The 22120-nt window shown below is 43.1% G+C and carries 15 protein-coding genes and 1 pseudogene; 8 read left to right on the forward strand and 8 right to left on the reverse strand.

From position 1 onward, the window contains the following. Window positions 1–12 precede the first annotated feature (12 nt). From DXA54_RS08430 to DXA54_RS08440, 3 genes are read right to left on the reverse strand one after another with little or no spacing between them, the layout of a single operon-like run. Window positions 13–2169, reverse strand: coding sequence for a S46 family peptidase (locus DXA54_RS08430; protein ID WP_120079208.1), 2157 nt, complete (start codon window positions 2167–2169; stop codon window positions 13–15). Continuing rightward, window positions 2170–4329, reverse strand: a complete 2160-nt coding sequence (locus tag DXA54_RS08435; protein ID WP_004306012.1) for a S46 family peptidase — start codon at window positions 4327–4329, stop codon at window positions 2170–2172. It lies immediately after the preceding gene. A 32-nt stretch (window positions 4330–4361) separates the two neighbouring features. Then, on the reverse strand, window positions 4362–5606 hold the full coding sequence (locus DXA54_RS08440; protein WP_004297342.1) for an anaerobic sulfatase-maturation protein: 1245 nt from the start codon (window positions 5604–5606) through the stop codon (window positions 4362–4364). Window positions 5607–5763: 157 nt separating this feature from the next. Between DXA54_RS08440 and DXA54_RS08445 the strand changes: the two genes are divergently transcribed. From DXA54_RS08445 to DXA54_RS08460, 4 genes are all read left to right on the forward strand, one after another. Then, window positions 5764–6498, forward strand: a complete 735-nt coding sequence (locus DXA54_RS08445) for a DUF4369 domain-containing protein (RefSeq protein WP_004306014.1) — start codon at window positions 5764–5766, stop codon at window positions 6496–6498. A 42-nt stretch (window positions 6499–6540) separates the two neighbouring features. Beyond that, window positions 6541–6972 carry a hypothetical protein gene (locus DXA54_RS08450; RefSeq protein WP_004297346.1) on the forward strand — a complete coding sequence of 144 codons (432 nt, stop codon included), beginning with the start codon at window positions 6541–6543 and terminating at the stop codon, window positions 6970–6972. After that, a complete protein-coding gene (locus tag DXA54_RS08455) occupies window positions 6947–8296 on the forward strand; it encodes a hypothetical protein (protein ID WP_120079210.1) in 1350 nt (449 codons plus the stop codon). The genes DXA54_RS08450 and DXA54_RS08455 overlap by 26 nt, the downstream gene beginning before the upstream one ends. Window positions 8297–8461: 165 nt before the next feature. Further along, complete coding sequence (locus tag DXA54_RS08460) at window positions 8462–8938, forward strand: hypothetical protein (RefSeq protein WP_004306016.1); 477 nt, start codon at window positions 8462–8464, stop codon at window positions 8936–8938. Between the two features lie 98 nt (window positions 8939–9036). Here DXA54_RS08460 and DXA54_RS08465 read toward each other — a convergent pair whose 3' ends face one another. Continuing rightward, window positions 9037–9795 carry a lysophospholipid acyltransferase family protein gene (locus DXA54_RS08465; RefSeq protein WP_004297350.1) on the reverse strand — a complete coding sequence of 253 codons (759 nt, stop codon included), beginning with the start codon at window positions 9793–9795 and terminating at the stop codon, window positions 9037–9039. A 120-nt stretch (window positions 9796–9915) separates the two neighbouring features. On the opposite strand from DXA54_RS08465, the gene DXA54_RS08470 reads away from it, so the two are divergent. The 3 genes and pseudogenes from DXA54_RS08470 to DXA54_RS28790 all read left to right on the forward strand — a co-directional run. After that, window positions 9916–11169, forward strand: coding sequence for an exonuclease SbcCD subunit D (locus DXA54_RS08470; protein WP_032843736.1), 1254 nt, complete (start codon window positions 9916–9918; stop codon window positions 11167–11169). Further along, a complete protein-coding gene (locus tag DXA54_RS08475) occupies window positions 11166–14033 on the forward strand; it encodes an AAA family ATPase (protein WP_008648314.1) in 2868 nt (955 codons plus the stop codon). Before DXA54_RS08470 ends, DXA54_RS08475 begins: the two co-directional genes overlap by 4 nt. 509 nt (window positions 14034–14542) lie before the next feature. After that, window positions 14543–14587: pseudogene (locus DXA54_RS28790) on the forward strand (hypothetical protein); the annotation flags it as partial. 72 nt (window positions 14588–14659) lie between these two features. Here DXA54_RS28790 and DXA54_RS08485 read toward each other — a convergent pair. The 4 genes from DXA54_RS08485 to DXA54_RS08500 form a co-directional block, all read right to left on the reverse strand. Beyond that, entirely contained in the window at window positions 14660–15172 is a 513-nt protein-coding gene (locus tag DXA54_RS08485; protein ID WP_004297355.1) for an RNA polymerase sigma factor, read from the reverse strand. Between the two features lie 68 nt (window positions 15173–15240). Further along, window positions 15241–16149, reverse strand: a complete 909-nt coding sequence (locus DXA54_RS08490; protein WP_004297356.1) for a vitamin B12 dependent-methionine synthase activation domain-containing protein — start codon at window positions 16147–16149, stop codon at window positions 15241–15243. Between the two features lie 25 nt (window positions 16150–16174). Then, complete coding sequence (locus tag DXA54_RS08495) at window positions 16175–17512, reverse strand: dihydroorotase (protein ID WP_120079212.1); 1338 nt, start codon at window positions 17510–17512, stop codon at window positions 16175–16177. Next, window positions 17509–18252 carry a polyprenol monophosphomannose synthase gene (locus DXA54_RS08500; RefSeq protein ID WP_004306020.1) on the reverse strand — a complete coding sequence of 248 codons (744 nt, stop codon included), beginning with the start codon at window positions 18250–18252 and terminating at the stop codon, window positions 17509–17511. Before DXA54_RS08500 ends, DXA54_RS08495 begins: the two co-directional genes overlap by 4 nt. A 314-nt stretch (window positions 18253–18566) precedes the next feature. Between DXA54_RS08500 and mfd the strand changes: the two genes are divergently transcribed. Then, entirely contained in the window at window positions 18567–21941 is a 3375-nt protein-coding gene (gene mfd, locus DXA54_RS08510; protein WP_120079216.1) for a transcription-repair coupling factor, read from the forward strand. The last annotated feature ends 179 nt before the right edge of the window (window positions 21942–22120 follow it).

A 22120-nucleotide genomic window follows, 5' to 3' on the forward strand; every position in this document is an offset into this window, starting at 1 on the left:
TCAACTCTCAATTTACTCAATGCTAAGTTCGTCGATGATATGAGAGGCTCCTGCGTATTTATCGATGATAAACAAGGTATAGCGGATGTCAACACAAGCGGCTCGCTGCGATGAAGGACGGAAAGCAATGTCTCCTGTTAAGCCTTCAAAGTTGCGGTCGAAAGCAGTTCCAACCAGCTGACCTTTGCTGTTAAATACTGGGCTGCCGGAGTTTCCTCCTGTATTATCGGTGTTTACGATAAAGCAGACAGGCATTTCACCGTTTTTGCCATAACGTCCATAATCCTGGGATTTATATAACTCTTTTAGCTTTTGAGGCACTACGAATTCCCAGTTTCCCTGATCTTCTTTTTCCATCACACCTTTGAGGGTGGTATGAGCATCATATACCACACCGTCAGCCGGTTCATAAGAAAGCACCTGGCCGTATGTCAATCGTAAAGTAGAGTTCGCATCCGGATAAATCGGCGTTCCTTTTTCCTGTCTCATGTCCATCATGCCTTTCACCCATACTTTATGAGCTGCGTCATAGTTCTGATTGGCTTCTTTCATGGCAATGGCTGTTTTCAGAATTCCGTCGGTAACAGAATATTTGAATAATACCATCCAGTCATATCCTATTTTATACAAACTTGGTTTCTTGATAAACTTCTCAAAGTTTTTAGGATTGCCGAAAATGGACTGTTCGAAACAGGCATCAACGAAGGCGTCAATACTTCCCTTGAAACGAGAATTGATGATTTCGAAGATGTTGATTCGTTGTTCTGCAGGAATGTAGTTGGCATAAGTCTTCAGCATTTCTTTCGCTACCATCTGTTCCACGTCGGGGAAAGGGACAGAAGCAAAATACTTATCACCTTCTTTCTTCAGTTTTAGTTTTGCTTCTTTTATCTGTTCTTTATCTTTCGATTTCAGAGCGGTAACCAATTCTGTCGTGGAAGGGATACGCATAAAATCAAGGGCGGTGACCAATGCTTCATTGATAGCCTGCTGATGATATAGCGCATCGCGTCGGTGAGATACAATAGAGCGAATCTCATCAAAGGCTTTCTGATACGAATCATCTCCCTTTTCACGGCCGCGGGCTAATAGTTCTTCTTGCTGTGCACGTTTGGTATCCAGTACATTGAGGCGTATCAGTCCTTCATTCATGCCGATTGCATTTTTCCAATAATTGGCCGAAGAAGCATATTTGCTTGCATAATGAATACGCACTGCCGGATCTTTCAGCATTTGCTCCATAAGTACTTTCTGACGGGCTCCGCGTACATGCTGGCGCATGAAATTGGTCGTTTGCATCCGTTCTTCCACTTCGTCGGCAATCATATACCGCCAGTTACGTCCGGGGAATCCCATGACAAAGGTGAAATCTCCTTCCTGAACTCCGGCGAGGCTGATCTTCAGATGTTTTTTCACTTGCAGAGGAACGTTGTCTTTAGAATATTCTGCCGGTTTTCCATTCTTGTCCGCGTAAATACGGAAGAGAGAAAAGTCGCCTGTGTGACGAGGCCACATCCAGTTGTCGGTATCAGCTCCGAATTTACCGATGGAAGAAGGAGGAGCCCCTACCATACGAATATCACTGTATACTGTTTTGATGAACAGATAATATTTGTTTCCTCCATAAAAAGCCTTGAGCTCCAACTTTGTTGCAGGAGTTATTTCTATATTCTCGGCTTTGGCAAAACGTTCTGCTACGTTGCCAAGATAACTTGGAGATAGATAATTAACACCATCCGGGTCCGGATCTTTTTTCAGTTGTTCGTTGACGTAATCCGTCACATCGAGAATCCGGTCGATAAAAGTGACGGTTAATCCCGGAGTAGGGAGTTCCGCATCACGGTTCATAGCCCAGAAACCATCTGTCAGATAGTCATGTTCTACATTACTATGTTGCTGGATAGCTCCATAACCACAGTGATGGTTAGTCAGTACCAGTCCTTCGGAAGAGATAACTTCTCCCGTACATCCTCCTCCGAAGTGTACAACAGCGTCTTTTAGAGAAAGACCATTTGCGTTGTATACTTCCTCTATCGGAATTTCGAGGCCAAGTTCGCGCATGGAAACTGCGTTCTGGGTTTTCAGATCGGTTAGCATCCACATGCCTTCGTCGGCGTGGATGCTAAGAGTGGCCAGTGAAAATAGGACAAATAGGATTTGTTTTCTCATTTATTCTACGATTGTCATTTCATTGATTAGGTGTCCGCAGTTTCCTAACTTTTCCAGAATGAACAGGACATAACGGATATCCAGGTTAATACAACGTTGTAGGTTGTTGTCGAAATTGATGTCACCGCTTAATGATTCCCAGTTGCCATCAAAAGCACAACCGATCAGTTCTCCGTTTTCATTCAATACCGGGCTGCCGGAGTTACCACCGGTGATGTCGTTGGTCGACAGGAAGCAGACAGGCATATCACCATTTGGCAAAGCATAACGGCCATAATCTTTCTTTTCAATCAGTTCTTTCAGTTTGGCAGGTACAACGAATTCACGGTCTTCCGGATTTTCTTTTTCAAGAATACCTTTGGTGGTCGTATAGTAGTTGTAGTGTACACCGTCTTTCGGATCATAAGGTTTCACGTTACCATAGGTCAGACGAATGGTAAAGTTTGCATCCGGATAAGAAGGTACAGGCAACTTCATTTCCCCCAGACCACGGATATAAGTTTTGTGCAGCAAAGCTAGTTCCTGATCCATATCCTTGAGTTGGGAAGCCAGTGTATCCATTAAGTCGTATTTAGACTGGCAGTATTGCAGTGCCAGATCATTGTCAATCGCTTTCACTGAAGGCTTCTTTGTAAACTTCTCGAAGTTTGCCCGGTTGGCAAAAATAGAGTTGTCATACATATCATCAACGAATTTGTTATAATCGCCTTTATATTTCTGCTCAATAACCTTATAAATAGAAGGACGTTGGTTTGCCGGAATCATTTCAGCATATAAGGGGAACAAGGCTTTCGCTACCTTGCGGTCTACTTCATGATCGTAATCTTTGTTATGGATGCTTTCGTAAGTGCTTTCCAAGGCTTTCATGCGTGCTTCGATTACAGAATCGTTTTTCTCAAGCAATGCTTCGCGTGTTTTAGTCAACATCACATTGCCAAATTCGATAGCTCCGAAGAAAGTCTCTCTCAAACAGGTGTACTGATAGTTGAGAGGAGTTGTCTTAGCTACCAGGTCATCAATGTTCTTCACTACCGCTGCATATTCAGCATTGTTTTGTGCTTTTGCAAACTCTGCGAATTTGGCTTCTTGTGCAGCTTTTGTTCCCAATACATCATTATCGATGATGGCCTTATTCATGCCGATGGAGTTTTTCCAATAGTTGCTGGAACCCGCATACTTGTTAGCATATTGAATACGGATTTTGTCACTGGCATTCATTACCTCTTTCAGGACAGCCAAACGTGCACCACGAATACGGATACGTGGATCGTTTTCCGATTCCATACGTTCTTTTACTTCTGATACGGTCAGGTAGCGGCTCGTACTTCCGGGGAATCCCATAATCATTGCATAATCTCCTTCTTTCAATCCTTTGATAGAGATAGACAAATGTTTCTTGGTTTTCAGTGGGACGTTACTCTCGCTGTATTCTGCAGGTTCACCATTTGCATCTGCATAAATACGGAACATGGAAAAGTCACCGGTATGACGCGGCCACATCCAGTTGTCTGTTTCACCACCAAACTTACCGATAGAAGAGGGTGGAGCGGCTACCATACGTACATCCGGATATATTTTCTTATAGAAAAGATAGAATTTATTTCCGGCATAGAACGGAAGAGCTTGCGGAACAATTCCCTTTTTGTCTGCCAGGTCACTTTTAAAATAAAGATCATGAGCCAGCTTTTGAAGGAATATATTGCTGAATGATTCGGATTCGGTGATTTCTTTCGCCGCGATCTTGGCATTGACAATATCCGTAATATCTTCGATACGTTCGATAAATGTGAATTGCAATCCCGGAGTAGGGAGTTCTTTGTCTCTGGAAGTAGCCCAGAAACCATCAGTCAGATAATCGTGCTCAACACTACTATGTTGCTGGATGGAGGCGTAGCCACAATGGTGATTGGTCAGAATCAAACCTTCGGGTGAGATAATTTCTCCGGTACATCCGCCTCCGAATATACCTACGGCATCTTTAAGAGAAATTCCATTCGGATTATATAGGTCCTGTGCTTCCAGTTTTAATCCTTGTTTTTTCATCATGTCTATGGAGTGTTGCTGTTGCATCAGTTGCAATAGCCACATACCCTCATCCGCTTTAACGGAACATACAAAAAGCGCAGCCAGCGCTAATAGATAAAGTCTTAGTCTGTTCATTATTTAATGATAAAATTAAAATATATGATTGGTTAGTATTCAATTTTCAAATCTCCGTTCTTCAGTGCTTCCATGATATTAGCAGGCGGACGTTGATTCATCAGTTCGTTTTTCATAAAGTCCATATAAGGAGCTACATGCTTAAAGAACTGGTAATAGCCTTTGCATAAGTAATTCAATCCCGGTTCGCCTTCTGCCGTTTGGCTGAAACGATTTTTCGGGCATTCTCCGTTGCAGGCAAACAGGAACTCACATTCCTTGCATTGAGTAGGGAGAGACTGATATTTCATGTTCCCGAAATTGTGCTGACGCTCGCTATGCATCATTTCCACCAGAGTTTTACTATAAATGTTACCTAATTTATATTCGGGAAATACAAAATGGTCGCACGAATAAACATCTCCGTTGAATTCCATCACACCGGCATGACCGCAGGTCTTTGCCATTGTGCATATACCAGGCTGTTCGCCCATCCAGTTCGCCAGAGTCGAATCGAATATTTGTACATAGTACTTGCCTACATCTTCTTTCACCCATTCGTCGAAAAGAGCACAAAGGAAGTTGCCCCATTGCTCCGGAGTGATCGAAAAATCGGCAAGAGTTCCGGCTTTATTTTCTGCAAGAGAAGCGAGGTGACGACCGTCCTCATGTGAGAGAATACGTTCAACGATAGGAGCGAACTGGATATACTGACAACCGATTTCTTTGAAGAAACGATAAAAGTCTAGTGGATAGTCGGCATTGAAGTCATTAATAACTGCCATCGCATTCCATTCCACCCCATGTTTTTTCAAAAGATTGATGCCTTGCATCACTTTCACAAAAGAGGGTTTTCCCATTTTATTTTTGCGATACTCGTCATGAAACTCCTGGGGACCATCGATAGAGACTCCTACCAGCCAATTATTTTCACGGAAGAACTCGCACCATTCGTCGGTGAGCATGGTTCCGTTGGTTTGGATGCAGTTGTCGATCGTTCGTCCGCGGGCATACTTTTTTTGTAGTTCCATCGCCTTTTTATAGAAGGAGAGCGGTCGCATCAGCGTTTCTCCTCCGTGCCAGGTGAAAAGCACCTGCGGCATGGTTTGTGAGTTAATGTACTCGTCGATAAACTTTTCCAGAAGTTCATCGCTCATTACGTGTTTCAGATTGTCTTTGTATAGGTTGGCCTTTTCCAAATAGTAGCAATAATCGCATGCTAGATTACATACGGCACCTACAGGCTTTACCATTACATAAAGCGGTTTGGCAAAAGGGGCAAATGTTGATGTTTTCATGACCGCAAAATTAGATAAACTAAATGAAAAAAATAGCCTTATACCTATGTTTATAAGGATTATTAAAGAAAAGAGTCTTACAAGATTTAAATATTGATAAAATGTTTCTTTGAATTCTGAATCAGTTGTACCTTTGTACCCAGAATTTAATGAATAGATGAACGTGAATAAAATTTTGCCTTTTTTGCTTTTGCTTCCGTTTTTGGCTTCCTGCACCAGTAAGTACAAGATTGAAGGAACCTCTTCAGTGAATAGTCTGGATGGAAAGATGTTGTATCTTAAGTCCCTTCGTGATGGAGAGTGGGTGAAGCTGGATTCAGCTGAAGTAGTGCATGGTCTGTTCTCAATGAAAGGGAAAATAGATTCCGTACAGATGGTGACACTTTATATGGATGAAGAAAGCATTATGCCGATTGTGTTGGAAAGTGGGAAGATAACTGTTACCATTAGCAATACGGACCTCAAGGCAGTCGGAACATCTTTAAATAATGCACTGTACGAGTTTATCAGCAAAAGAAACCAATTGGAAGAAAGCATTGGTGAACTGGAGCAGAAGGAAACCCGTATGGTACTGGATGGAGGCGATCTGGATGAGATTCACGGTCAGTTGGTGGTGGAAGGAGACTCACTGATGAAAGCGATGAATCAGTATGTGAAAACGTTCATCTCCGATAATTACGAAAATGTGCTGGGACCCAGTGTGTTTATGATGCTCTGCAGCTCTTTGCCCTATCCCATTATGACTCCGCAGATTGATGATATAATCAAGGATGCTCCTTATTCTTTTAAAGACAATAAGCTGGTTAGAGAGTTCCTGTCTAAAGCAAGAGAAAACATGAAGTTGATAGAAGAACATCAACGATTGGAACAAAATGCTTCAACAAATAAGTAATACTTGAGTTTTTTGTGTATTTTTGCACAAAACTCAAGTAAAGTGAAAACGACTACTGTTTCGGTATACGCCGCTTTCTTTTTTATTTTAGTCTTATCAGTTTCTTGTCATAGAGATTCGGAGGCCCCTGATGCGGCATTCCAGAGGATTGAAATGTGCATGGAATCTCTTCCGGATACAGCTCTGTATCTATTAAAGTCAATACCTCATACTGAAAAATTGCGTGGAAAGTTGCAGGCGGATTATGCACTTTTATTGACGCAGGCGATGGATCAGAACTATGTGAAGTTTACTTCTGACTCATTGATTGCACTGGCGCTGAATTACTATACTGTAGAGCGTGGTGACTCTGTTACGCGTGCTAAAGCGCAGTATTATTATGGAAGAGTGCTGCGTGAATTGGGCAAAGATGAAGAGGCTTTGACGTTTTTATCTTCGGCAAAAGGAAATGTTCGGGAATATTCAATGTTGTAAGATGTTTGCAATGGCTACTGATGAGATAGGGATGATTAACCGGAAAAAGAAATTGTATCAGGAGTCGTTGAAGAATTTTCGGGAGTCATATACGATCTATGAAGAGTTGAAAGATTCTTTGAGTCTTGTCAGAGCCGGGCAAAATATAGGCCGGGCTTATTTGTTTCAGAATAAATGGGATAGCTGCTATTTCTATTATACTTACGCTTTAGAACTAGCCAGGGAAAAGCAATATCCGTCTGAAGTTTCCATTTTACATGAGTTGGGGATACTGTACCGTTCCATGGGAGAACTGAAAAAGTCAGAACGCTATTTTCTTGCTGCTTATGAAAAAGAAACGGATGAAGAAAGGAAATACGTGGAGTGTATGTCTCTCGGCTATTTGTATATACAGATGGGCGATGCAGAGAATGCCCGGAAATATTTTAAGATGAGTATCAATTCTTCTAAAGAATATACCCGTATTGACGCATATAACAATTTATACTTTCTTGAAAAAGATATTGATAATTTTGAAGAAGCGATTATCTACCATGAAAAAGCGGACTCTATCGTGAATGTATTGGATGAAGTCGATTCGCAGGAGTTGATAACAGAACTGCAAAAGCAGTACGAGAACGAGAAACTCCGGAATGATAATCTACAACTGAAAGTGGACCGTACAGTTTTTATATTTTGCGGTACGGTTATTTTCCTGATTGTGGCCTTCTATATGTGTTATTACTACTACAAAAGTAAAAATCACAGGAAGAAGATTGCCGAAATCGAATCCCAGATTAGAGATAATGAAGAGGAGATAAAGCGATACCAGCAGGAGATGGAAGAAATCCAGGAGTTGAAAGATCAAGTACTGGAAGAGAACCGCATACTGGAAGAAAATCGAATGAAGGTAGGCGAGTTGAATGGAAAGATTGTACTTCTAAGTATGCAGAACAAAACCTTATCGGGACTGTTGAAAGAACTGGGAGGAGAATTAACTGTCGGACCCTCTTCTGAACAGTACATATCCGCTTTTCGTCTGCTGCTTGCTATCAAAGAGGGAACATTAAGAGGTAAATTGTCTAATGGAGAACGCTATAAATTGTTTAGCCTGTTTGATTTACTCTATTCTAATTACGTTACCCGGTTGCTTGACAAAACTCCTTTATTAACTAAACATGATCTTGAGATCTGTTGCTTTCTTAAATTTGGACTGACCAATGAAGAACTGGCGCGTATTTTTCAGACCTCTTCCGATTCTGTTACCAAAGCAAAAGGAAGGCTGAAAGGTCGATTAGGCATTTCTCCACAAGAAGATTTGAATGTGTTTTTAAGGGATTTTTGATAAATAAAAAATGAATTGTCCGGGTCATTAATAGAACGCTAATCTGTATTTGATTGAAATGTAAGTGTTTACGAAAAATCAGGCGCACTGATTTTGTCCGGGTGACTTTTTTTGTGTTTTCGGATGCATGCTGTACTTTTGACACAACAAAAACCAAATAGCTATATGAAAAATCCTAATGAATTATCTGCCGCCTCTTCTTTGAGAGGTGACGAATTGCAGTTAATAGAACAAAAAGCCAGCATTGTTGTCGGAATAGCAAATTCTCGCACCAGGTTACGGATAGGAATTCTATTAAGTAAATATTCAGAGTATCAGGTGGATTATATATCCTCCGAGAGTGAGATCGGTAAACTGATTGAAGAAGCCGACTTGATTATTGGTGCGGGGATTACCGCTTACGAAGGGGTATTGCGCCGAAAGCCGGTGATTGTAGTGGGTGATTATGGCTTGGGAGGTCTGGTTACTCCGGATACATTCCGCAAGCATTATAACAATCGGTTTAGAGGGAAGATTAATGGTGTCAGAAATGAATCTTTCTCATTAGAGAATTTAGAAAAGGAAATTTATAAAAGTTTTAATTTGACTTTTCAAGAATTACAAATGATGTCAAACCAAACCATAACCTTGCAAAACATCTAAATATCTGAATTTCTTAATTTAATAGTTTGATGCATAAAACTGGTTAGGAATATGGGGGTGCGTGAGCATCCCCATATTTATATAAGATTATGTACTGACTATCGGTCTTGATCTTCGTTTTTCACCATTCCCTTGTATTGTTCCGGCAGGGCGCTTTCAACCGCAGCGTAGGCCTCTGCCATGGTTGCCTTGATATTTTCCATTCCTTTCCCTTTGGGAGGAATAGGCTCGTGAATAGTCAGAATCATGCGATGACGGTGTATCCATTTGCCTGTGCGTGGCAGAATCTCGAATGAGCCGTCAATGGTGACGGGTACAACCGCCAACTGTAAATCATCAGCCAACTGGAAAGCGCCTTTCTTAAAGTATCCCATGTGTCCTGTAAATGTACGCGCTCCTTCAGGAAAGACTACGAGAGAAACCCCGTCTTTCAATGAGTCTTTTGCCTGCCGGATTGTTTCCAATACTTTTTTAGGACCAGATCTGTCTACAAAGATATGTCCTGCACTTTCACAGGCTTTTCCTACAAACGGCAGTTTGCGCAGGCTTTTTTTCATCATCCACTTAAAGTTTCTTCCGATGAAGCCGTAAATAAGGAAAATATCAAATGAACCCTGATGGTTAGGTACGAAAATATAGGAAGTCTTGTCATGCAACTTTTCACGTCCCTCAATCTTCACGGGAATCAATAGAAACAGACAAATTAATTGTGACCAAATCTTCCCCGGATAATATCCCCAGATGTGGGCTCCTCCCAAGAGAGAACCTACAATAGTGACGATTGCCGTGAGGATGGTCAACACTAATAAAATAGGCAAAGCGATGCAAATCTGATAAATATAATACAGTATCTTCATAGGGTTGGATTTTTATCCTGCAAATATACATGATTATTGGTAAAAAAGAGAGGCAGATGTGATATAATCTTTTTGATTGTGTTATTTTTGCCTCTTGTTATTAGAGATAGTTACAAAATTATGATACGTATATTACATACTGCCGACTGGCATCTGGGACAAACCTTTTTTGGTTATGATCGCACGGAAGAACATGGAGTATTCCTGAATTGGCTGGCAGAAGAAATTCGTCAGAAAGAGATTGATGCATTGATTATAGCCGGAGATGTTTTTGATGTTTCCAACCCTTCCGCAGCATCCCAAAGCATGTATTATCAGTTTATTTATCGGGTGACAGCAGAGAATCCGTATTTGCAGATTGTCATTGTTGCCGGCAATCATGATTCGGCAGCACGCCTGGAGGCTCCTTTGCCTCTGTTGCAAGCTATGCGGACGGAAGTCAGAGGGGTAGTTCGCAAGCTCGAAGGCGGAGAAATCGATTATGACCATTTGACTGTGGAACTGAAGAACCGGAAAGGGGAAGTGGAATTGCTTTGCATGGCAGTTCCTTTTCTGCGTCAGGGAGATTATCCGGCCGTGCAAACGGAAGGCAATCCGTATGCGGAGGGAGTTCGCGAACTTTATGCACAACTTTTGCAAAGGCTATGGAAGCGAAGGACGGAGAATCAGGCGATTCTTGCCATCGGTCATTTGCAGGCTACAGGATCGGAAATTGCAGAGAAGGATTATAGCGAGCGTACCGTGATTGGTGGGCTGGAGTGCGTATCTCCGGAAACCTTTTCCGAACAGATAGCTTATACGGCATTGGGACATATACATAAAGCGCAGCGAGTGTCCGGAAGAGAGAATGTGCGGTATGCCGGAAGTCCCATTCCGATGTCTTTTGCCGAGAAACATTATCATCATGGAGTCGTGATGGTGACTTTCGACGGAGGCTGTGCGGTGGACATTGAACGGTTGGAATGCCCGAAATTAATACCTTTGTTGAGTGTCCCGAACGGAGAACCTGTTTCACCGGAAGCCATCTTGGAAGCCTTGAAGGAACTACCCGAGACAGAAGCCGTAGCCCCATATCTGGAAGTAAAGGTATTGTTGGAGGAACCGGAACCCATGCTTCGGCAGGAGATTGAAGATGCACTGGCAGATAAAAACTATCGGTTGGCGCGTATTGTTTCTACCTATCGCACTGAAACTGGAAATACGACGAAAGAAAATGAAAACTGGAAGAGGGGGTTGCAGGAAATGTCTCCCTTGCAGATTGCACAGTCTGCCTTTGAGAAGATTTATCAGGTGGAAATGCCTGTAGAACTGACAGGTTTGTTTGAAGAGGCCTATTTGGCTGCTACCCGTAAAGAAGAGGAGGAAGAAGAATGAAAATACTAGCTATACGATTGAAGAATCTGACCTCGATAGAAGGAACGGTAGAAGTGGATTTTATGGCAGAACCATTACATTCTGCAGGTATCTTTGCCATTTCAGGACCTACCGGTGCAGGTAAGTCTACTTTATTAGATGCCTTATGCCTGGCATTGTATGATAAGGCTCCCCGCTTTGCTACTTCAGTGGAAAATGTGAACCTGGCAGATGTGGGAGACAATCAGATTAATCAGTCTGATGTTAGAAATTTGCTGCGCCGGGGGACAAGTGACGGTTATGCGGAAGTCGATTTTTTAGGTATTGACGGACGGCGTTACCGTTCTCGTTGGTCGGTGAGGCGGACAAGAAACAAGATAAACGGTTCTTTGCAGCCACAAACGCTGGAAGTGAAAGAACTGGATACGGAGAAAGAATTTCAAGGTACCAAGAAAGAGTTGTTGATTCAGTTGGTGGAGTTGGTTGGCCTGACGTATGAACAGTTCACCCGTACAGTATTATTGGCACAAAATGATTTTGCTACATTTCTGAAATCAAAAGGGGCGGCAAAAGCAGAATTACTGGAGAAGTTGACAGGAACCGGTGTGTATTCCCGGATTTCTCAAGAGGTCTATGCCCGGAATAAGGCGGCACAAGAAGAGGTGACCTTGATTCAGAATCGGATGAATGTGATCGAATTGATGCCGGAAGAAGAGCTGCTTGCTCTGCAAAAAGAGAAAGAACTATCGACTGAAAAGCGTGCGGCAGGGATTAAACTGCTGGCAGAACAGAATGAACAACTGAATGTGGTTCGTTCATTAAAAATACAGGAAGAACTTTGTAAGAAAAAGCAGCAGGAAGAACAGGAGGAACAGGCTAGGGAGAAAGTTCTGCAGGGTGCATTGGCTTCCCAAGAGGAAGGATTGGTGCATTTTAAGGCACAATGGGAGGCCATACAGCCGGACTTGAAGAAAGCACGTCAATTGGATGTACAGATACAGTCTCAACAAAGCAGCTATATACAGTCGCAGCAGATTTTACAAGCGGCTAACAGGCAGGTGGCGGAGCAGGAACAAAAAATGCGAGTGGCTGCGGAACAATTACAGGTGTCTTATTCTTCTCTGAACCGCTTATTAAGCCATGTAGGGATAGAAGAAGCACTGCAACTTGAACAGGTGGAAGAGATTCTACGGCAAGAAGAAAGTAAACTGGTTGCCGCTACCAGTACGAATGAGGAACGTTTGTTGCGCTTAAATTCTTTCGGATATCCGTTATTGGCCGAAGAACAGGTGAAGTTGCAAAAAGAGTTGACTCGTCAGCAGAATATCCGGCAATTAACGGAAACGCAGACGAAAGCAAAGACGGAAATAGAAAGACTGGAGAAAGAAGTGGCCAATTGTCTGAAACAATTGACGGAGCAAGAAACCGCATTGAAAGTTACTCAACGTCTTTACGAAAATGCACGTATGGCAGTGGGAAAAGACGTGAAAGCATTGCGCCGGCAATTACAGGAAGGGGAGGCTTGTCCGGTTTGCGGTAGCACAGCGCATCCTTATCATCAGGAACAGGAGGTGGTAGATACTCTTTTCCGGAGTATAGAGCAGGAGTATAATGTAGCATCAACCAACTATCAGCAGATGAATAACCGGAGCATTGCTCTGCAACGTGATTTGGCGCATCAAAAAACGGTGGACGGACAGATCGCGGAACAGTTGGCAGCATTATATAAAGCAGGGATTGAAGCCGGAAACGAAGAGCAAATACAACACCGTTTGGCGGAACTGGCAATACGTATTTTGGAATATCGCAATCTTTATGCAGAATGGCAGCGCAGCGATGAAGAAATTAAAAAGATGCGTGCACATTGTGAAGCCCTCCGTGAGAATGTTTCTCTCTGTCGTTTGGCTATGCAGAAAGTATCGTCTGCCAAAGAACAGCTGGTAATCTTACAGAATGCTGCTTCGGCCGAACTAAAGAGATTTGAAGTGATAGAGAAAGCGCTGAATGTGCTTCGTCAGGAACGTTCGCAGCTATTGAAAGGAAAAAGTGCGGATGAAGCGGAAGCTGCCGTAGCAAAAAGAGAGAAAGAACTGAATCTCGCTTTGGAGAAAGCACGTAAAGAAGTAGAGGCGGTACACAACCGGCTTTCCGGTTTGCAAGGAGAGATGAAGCAAATTGCACTAGCTATAGGAGAGTTGCAGGAACAGTATAAAAAGATAGAGTCTCCCGAACTGCTTCCCGAAATAATAAAGAAGCAACAGGAAGAAAACCTGAATATAGAACGTGCCCTTTCTACTATGGAAGCCCGCCTGCTACAACAAGCAAAGAATAAACTGACTGTGGAACAGATTGCGAAGGAACTGGCAGAGAAACAAACTGTTGCCGAACGTTGGGCAAAATTGAATAAACTGATTGGCAGTGCGGATGGAGCGAAATTTAAAGTGATTGCTCAAAGTTATACTTTGAATTTGTTGCTGCTTCATGCCAATCAACATTTATCCTATCTCTCTAAACGCTATAAGCTGCAACAGGTACCCGATACGTTGGCACTTCAGGTAATAGATTGCGATATGTGTGATGAAATACGGACCGTGTACTCTCTTTCAGGAGGTGAATCGTTCCTGATTTCTTTGGCACTGGCTTTAGGTTTGTCTTCCTTGTCAAGTAATAATCTGAAAGTTGAATCTCTTTTTATTGATGAAGGTTTCGGCTCTTTGGATGCGGAAAGTTTGCGTACAGCGATGGAAGCATTGGAACAATTACAGATGCAGGGGCGGAAAATAGGAGTAATCTCTCATGTGCAGGAGATGAGTGAACGGATTTCTGTTCAGGTGCAGGTACATAAGAAAGTGAATGGAAAAAGTGTGCTTACCGTGGTGGGGTAAGCACACTCCTTACTACTTAGTATGAATTATTCAGGTTGGATTCTTTTACATTAATTCGTTCAGTTCGCTTAAATTCTTTTTGATTTCGTGGATACGATTTAAGAACTTCTTGCGGTAAATCCATAAGATCAATCCCAGTCCTCCGCCCCATAACAGGATGAAGAAAGCGATCATGCCCATTCCATATTGCCACACTTGCCAGTAGATAAATGAAAGTATAGCCAGGACTAGGAGAAAGGCAATAGCAATCAATCGTTCCCTGATGGTCCATCGATGGATACGGTTTACGCGGCTGATTACTTCTACCAAAGGCATCTCGTCTATTTGTGTCCGTTGGAGGAAACGGGTGGTGACGATATCCCAGCAAAGGGCAGGAATCCATGCGAAAATGATAATGATATAGATCGGGTTCAATCTGTTGTGCAACAGTACCTCCGCTAAAAATAAGATCAGTATCGGCAGAGAAATCAGAATAAGCTTGATGTTCAGTCTGGCAATGGCATGGATACCTTTGTCCGCATGCCTTATCAGCTTTTCAAGCTCTTCTTCTTTGATGAACTCTTTGTCTTTCAAGTGTTCATCCAGGGCATTCCAAGATTTTTTCAGTTCTTCCAGTTCCATATATCTTATTCCTCCTTTTTCATTCTTTTAAGTTTGTCTTTGATGCGACTTAGTTTGGTCGCTACATTGGTAACCGTCAGTCCGGTGATTTCTGCTATTTCCTCGTAACTTTTGTCTTCGAGATAAAGCAGGATAATTGATTTGTCGAGTTGTCCCAGTTGGTTAATCATCTGATAGAGCTGTTTCAGCATTTCGTTGATCGGGTCGTGTGCTTCTATGGCCCAGTCGGTATCTCTGGTGAGGCTGACTATTTCCGGCACATTCTTTTCTTTACGATAGAAGCTGATACAGGTGTTGAGGGCAATACGGTAAATCCAGGTGGAAACCTTACATTCTTTTCTGAATTTGGGATAGGCTTTCCAAAGGTTCAATACCACATCCTGATACAGATCATTGAGAGGAGCATTGGGATTGGCATACAGATAGCATACCTTGTAGATCACCCGTTCATATTCGCGGATCACCGACAAAAACTCTTGTTCAATAGGGGCGCTAACCTCTGCTGTTTGTTCTCTCATGGAATCTATGATTACTTTTCTGGTTAGTTAGTCGTGAGAAAAGGAGAAAAATCACAGGGGAATAAGGACTATTGGAGATTAGCTGCCAGAAACTTACACATTTCTTCGATACTTTTTCCCCGACGGCGGGCATAATCTTCCAATTGGTCTTCTCCAATCTTTCCGACGGAGAAGTATTCGGAAGCCGGGTGTGAGAACATAAGCCCGCAAACAGAAGCGTGCGGGTACATAGCTCCGTTTTCGGTCAGCGAAATGCCTATCTGCTTCATGTCCAACAGTTCATCCAGCAGGAAGTTGACAGATTGATCCGGTAAAGACGGGTAGCCGACAGCAGGACGAATGCCCTGATACTTTTCGACCAGTAAGTCCGCTATGCCTAAATTCTCGTCTTTGGCATATCCCCACGCTTCTTTGCGCACATATTCATGCATCTTTTCTGTTGCTGCTTCTGCCAGTCGGTCGGAGAGGGTTTGGACAAGCAGGTGTTTATAAGGGTCCTGTTCGTACAATCCTTCCATGTCCGCATCAATGGAAGAGGCAAAAGCACCGATGGTATCCGGGATGCCGGAAGAGATCGGGCGGATAAAGTCACTTAGACAAAGAAAAGGACTACCGTCTCTTTTCGGTGTTTGCTGGCGCAGTAAAGGAAAAGTGATGAACCGGTCTTTTTCTTTCTCAATAATCAGGTTATCCCCGTCAGAGTTTGCCTTGCAAAGCTTGAAGATGGTCTTTACTTCATAATCCCGGTCAAGCAGATCGAGCATCCGGTTGGCCTCTTTGAATAGCTGCATTGCTTCGGAAGCTTTATTACGTTCTTCTTCCGGGAAAGTTGTCAGCCACGAAGCACGGCAGGCATCACATCCGTGAATGTTGGCGATGGCTGCAAAACGTGGCTGGAACCCCCATGCGTGGAAAAAGTAAATCCAGTTGATGTAGGGAGTGACTGTATGTATTTTATAAGACAAAATGGTACTCATAGGCTTGTTGAAGGCGAGCTGCTGTTTATCTGAATCTTAATTCCTGTCCGCGATAAGTCTCGTCTATTTCTCCGTTGTTATATAACAGATGTCCGTTTACAAATGTTTTCTCTACTTTCCAGTCGAATGTGTGTCCCTCTAATGGGCTCCATTTACATTTGCTTAGAATACAATCGGTTGTTACAGTCCATTCGCTTCCGGGACGGACTAATACCAGGTCAGCCTGATAGCCTTTGCGAATGAATCCTCTGTTTTGTATCTCATACATCTGCGCAGGAGCATGAGCCATCTTTTCTACTACTTTTTCGATAGTAAACACTCCTTTTTCTGTCAACTCCAACATGCTGACGAGTGAGAACTGAATCATCGGCATTCCGGACATTGCTTTTAAGGCACCGCCTTCTTTTTCGCTAAGTAAATGTGGGGCATGATCTGTGGCAATAGCATCAATCAAACCGCTATTGACAGCCTCTCGCAAAGCTTTCCGGTCTTGCGCTGTCTTAATGGCAGGGTTGCATTTGATGCGGGTACCCAGTGTCTGATAGTCCTCTTCCGTAAAGAGCAGATGAGAAACACAGGCTTCTGCCGTGATCTTTTTTTGTACCAAAGGTACGTTAGAAAACAGGCTCAACTCTTTAGCTGTGGAAATATGCATGATGTGCAGGCGGGCGTTTGTCTCACGTGCCAACTGCACTGCCAGTTCGGATGAACGATAGCAAGCTTCTTCCGAACGAAGGAGCGGATGAAGAGCCAAAGGTACGTCGTCTCCGTATTCTTTCTTATATTTATCCGTGTTTTCTTTGATAATTCCCTGATCTTCGCAATGAGCAGCGATGAGCAGATCGGTTCCACCGAATATATTACGCAGACTGGCCATCCGGTCTACCAGCATATTGCCGGTGCTTGAACCCATAAATAACTTCACTCCACAAACCCGGTGTTTATCCAGTTGTGCAAACTGGGTATAGTTATTATTCGTTGCTCCGAAATAGCAGGAATAGTTGACTGCTGACTTTTCACCCAACAGAACAAATTTTTCCTCCAAAGCCTCCAATGTGGTAGTTTGCGGATTGGTATTGGGCATATCCATGATAGAGGTGACACCTCCTGCTGCCGCAGCACGACTTTCTGTGGTGATATCTGCCTTATGAGTCAGTCCGGGATCGCGGAAATGCACATGTTCGTCGATGGCACCCGGCAAAAGATAACACCCGGTTGCGTCTATTATCTCGTCGCAGGGGGCAGTTGCGTTTTCTTCACCAACCAATATTTCGGCTATCTTTTCATTCTCGATTACTACTGAACCCAGAACTTTTCTTCCTTCGTTGATAACAACGGCGTTTTGAATCAGTGTACGTTTCATTTCTTTTGTGGGAATTTATGGAACCAACTATTTACTTTTAATTTTATCACACCAAATATGGCTTCTCCAAAGATGCTGCTATTCATTTTAGAAGTCCCTAATTCACGATTAATAAAGATAACGGGAACCTCGATAATTTTGAAACCACACTTATAAGCAGTGAATTTCATTTCAATCTGAAAGGCATATCCTTTGAAGCGAATATGATCTAAATCGATTGTTTCCAACACCTGGCGGCGGTAGCAAACAAATCCGGCAGTGGTGTCATGTACAGGTATTCCGGTGATAAACCGCACATATTTAGAGGCAAAGTATGACATCAATACCCGTCCCATCGGCCAATTCACTACATTCACTCCGCTGACATAACGGGAACCGATGGATACATCTCCTCCTTGTTCCGAACAAGCCTGATACAAACGGGGTAAATCATTCGGATTATGACTGAAGTCTGCATCCATTTCAAAAATATACTCGTATGCGTGTTCCAGTGCCCATTTAAATCCGGTAATGTAGGCAGTACCCAGTCCCAGTTTTCCTTTACGTTCTATCATAAAAAGCTGTTCGGGAAATTCTTGTTGCAGTTTTCTTACGATGGCTGCCGTTCCGTCCGGAGAGCCGTCTTCTATGACCAGAATATGGAATACTTGGGGAAGGCCGAAAACGGCACGGATGATATTTTCTATGTTCTCCCGTTCATTATAGGTGGGGATAATTACAATGCTATCCGATGTCTGCATATAGATACTATAAAATTTAGAAACAAAAGTAGTTCTTTTTCCTTTAGTTATAGCTGAACTAAGGAAAATTTAACGTGTTTCATACCCCATTCGGAATAAGACGGCATGTTGTCGGAACTAAGCCCGCACCTCGCTTGGGGTAAGCCCACGTCTTAGCAGTGCTCATCCCACGGCTCACGGACGTTTAGCCCACGGCTTAACAGTACTCGCCCCACATCTAAGTAATGTCCGGCAGATACCTTATTATAATACTTCTGTTCTTTGGGTGTATACTCCCAATCTTTTTTGTAATTTTGCGGGGAAATTTTATAGGTATGACAATAACTGAGTTGCAACAACAATATGCTGCCCATCCCAATATGGCAGTAATGAAGCGCTTGTTGAAGGACACTTCCGTTCAGACTGTTTTTTGCGGAGGACTGTGTGCATCCGCCGCTTCTCTTTTTTCTTCTGTACTGGTGCAAGAGGGTGGTTGCCCGTTTGTATTTATTTTAGGTGATTTTGAAGAAGCCGGATATTTCTATCACGACTTGACGCAGATATTGGGTACGGAAAGAGTATTGTTCTTTCCATCTTCATTCCGTCGCTCCATCAAGTATGGACAAAAAGATGCGGCCAATGAGATTTTGCGTACAGAAGTACTTAGCCGCTTGCAAAAGGGGGAAGAGGGATTATGTATCGTTACGTACCCGGATGCATTGGCGGAGAAAGTGGTGTCGCGCAAGGAATTGAGTAATAAAACGCTGAAGCTGAATGTAGGAGAGAAAGTGGATACCACTTTCATCACCGATGTGTTGCATAGTTATGGTTTTGAATATGTAGACTACGTATATGAGCCGGGACAATATGCTGTTCGCGGTAGTATTATCGACGTTTTCTCTTTTGCTTCGGAATATCCTTATCGCATCGATTTCTTTGGTGATGAAGTGGAAAGTGTTCGTACCTTTGAAGTGGAGTCTCAATTATCCCGTGAGAAGAAAGATGGAGTGTCTATCGTTCCCGATTTGGCGGTGACAGGAGATGTAACGACTTCTTTTCTGGATTTTATCCCGAAAGAGACTACCTTGGCGATGCGCGATTTTCTTTGGTTGCGCGAGCGAATCCAGGTGGTACACGATGAGGCGCTGACTCCACAGGCAATAGCCGTTCAGGAGGCCGAAGAGAATGGTGGCATTACATTGGAAGGGAAATTGATAGACGGCAGCGAGTTTACTGTACGGGCACTCGATTTCCGCCGGTTGGAATTTGGTAATAAACCGACCGGAACGCCCAATGCCAGCGTTACTTTCAATACATCTGCCCAGCCTATCTTTCATAAGAATTTCGATCTGGTAGCTTCTTCTTTTAAGGATTATCTGGAAAAAGGCTATTCGCTTTATATCTGCAGTGACAGCATGAAGCAAACAGATCGTATCAAAGCTATTTTTGAAGATCGGGGTGATAAGATTAATTTTACTCCCGTAGAACGTACCATTCACGAAGGTTTTGTAGATAACACACTGCGGCTCTGTATCTTCACAGACCATCAGTTGTTTGATCGTTTTCATAAATATAATCTGAAAAGTGATAAAGCCCGTTCGGGAAAAGTGGCACTATCCTTGAAAGAACTGAATCAGTTCACTCCGGGAGACTATGTGGTGCATACGGATCATGGTATCGGACGTTTTTCCGGCTTGGTACGTATTCCGAATGGTGACACTACGCAAGAGGTTTTGAAACTGGTGTTTCAAAATGAAGATGTGGTGTTCGTCTCTATTCATTCCCTGCATAAGGTTTCCAAATATAAAGGTAAAGAAGGAGAGGCTCCCCGGCTTAACAAATTAGGTACAGGTGCATGGGAGAAACTGAAAGAACGTACGAAGAGTAAAATCAAGGACATTGCCCGCGATTTGATAAAATTGTATTCGCAGCGTCGTCAGGAAAAAGGTTTCTCTTACAGTCCCGATAGTTTCTTGCAGCGTGAGCTGGAAGCATCCTTTATTTATGAAGATACACCGGATCAGAGTAAGGCGACGATTGATGTCAAGGCAGATATGGAAAGTGACCGCCCGATGGACCGTCTAGTCTGTGGCGATGTAGGATTTGGAAAAACAGAAGTTGCGATTCGTGCGGCTTTCAAAGCTGTTGCCGATAATAAACAAGTAGCCGTTCTGGTTCCGACAACAGTACTTGCTTACCAGCATTTTCAGACTTTCCGTGAACGTCTGAAAGGCTTGCCGTGTCGGGTGGAATATTTAAGCCGCGCACGTACTGCCGCACAGACCAAAGCTGTATTGAAGGGATTGAAAGATGGAGATGTCGGTATTCTGATAGGTACCCACCGTATCTTGGGAAAAGATGTCCAGTTTAAAGACTTGGGATTGTTGATTGTGGACGAAGAACAGAAATTCGGTGTCTCTGTCAAAGAAAAGCTGCGCCAGTTGAAAGTGAATGTGGATACACTGACTATGACTGCTACTCCAATTCCCCGTACCCTTCAATTTTCATTGATGGGTGCACGCGACTTGAGTGTGATTTCTACTCCGCCACCCAACCGCTATCCGATTCAGACCGAAGTGCATACTTTTAATGAAGAAGTGATAACGGATGCCATCAATTTTGAGATGAGCCGCAACGGTCAAGTCTTCTTTGTCAATAACCGGATTGCGAACTTGCCGGAATTGAAAGCGATGATCGAACGTCATATCCCGGATTGCCGTGTAGCGATTGGACATGGACAGATGGAACCGACAGAGCTGGAGAAGATTATTCTGGATTTTGTCAACTACGACTATGATGTACTCTTGGCAACTACAATCATCGAAAGTGGTATTGATATTCCGAATGCCAACACTATCATTATCAATCAGGCGCAAAACTTTGGATTGAGTGATCTCCATCAGATGCGTGGACGGGTAGGACGTAGTAATAAAAAAGCTTTTTGTTATCTGCTGGCTCCTCCGTTAGGTAGTTTGACAGCCGAAGGAAGGCGACGTCTTCAAGCAATTGAAAACTTTAGTGATTTGGGAAGTGGCATTCATATCGCCATGCAGGATTTGGATATTCGTGGAGCCGGAAATCTGCTTGGAGCCGAACAAAGCGGATTTGTTGCCGATTTGGGATATGAGACATATCAGAAAATTCTTACTGAAGCTGTCCATGAGTTAAAGACAGACGAGTTTGCAGAACTGTATGCGGATGAAATCAAGGGCGAAGGACAAATTAGTGGAGAAGAGTTTGTAGACGAGTGTCAGGTAGAAAGCGACCTCGAACTATTGTTGCCTGCCAACTACGTAACAGGCAGCAGCGAACGTATGTTGCTCTATCGCGAACTGGATGGACTGACATTGGACAAAGATGTGGAAGCTTTCCGTGCTCGTCTGGAAGACCGCTTCGGACCGGTTCCCCGGGAAACGGAAGAACTACTCCGTATTGTGCCTCTACGCCGTCTTGCAGCCCGTTTGGGTGCAGAGAAAATCTTCCTGAAAGGTGGGCGGATGACCTTGTTTTTTGTTTCCAATCCGGATAGTCCGTTCTATCAAAGTAAGGCTTTTGGTAAAGTGATAGACTATATGATGAAATATACTCGTCGTTGTGATTTGCGTGAACAGAACGGCAGACGGAGTATGCTGATTAAGGATGTTACTAATGTGGAAACGGCGGTCAGTGTGTTGCAGGAGATTGTGGCTTTGCCGGTAAAGGAAGCATAAATGAGTTGAAGATGCTATCATTGGCAACAACTCATTACTATGTAGCTTTTATTTCTTTCTCTTACCTATATTATTTTTTCGATTGACTAATGAGTTTTCGTTTGACAGTTGTTGAACTATCGTTTGACTATTGTCAAACGAAAACTTACTAGGTAATCAAATACATATCAATTGGAGAG

Source organism: Bacteroides sp. OF03-11BH (genome assembly GCF_003604005.1).
GTDB classification, from domain to species: Bacteria; Bacteroidota; Bacteroidia; order Bacteroidales; family Bacteroidaceae; genus Bacteroides; species Bacteroides ovatus.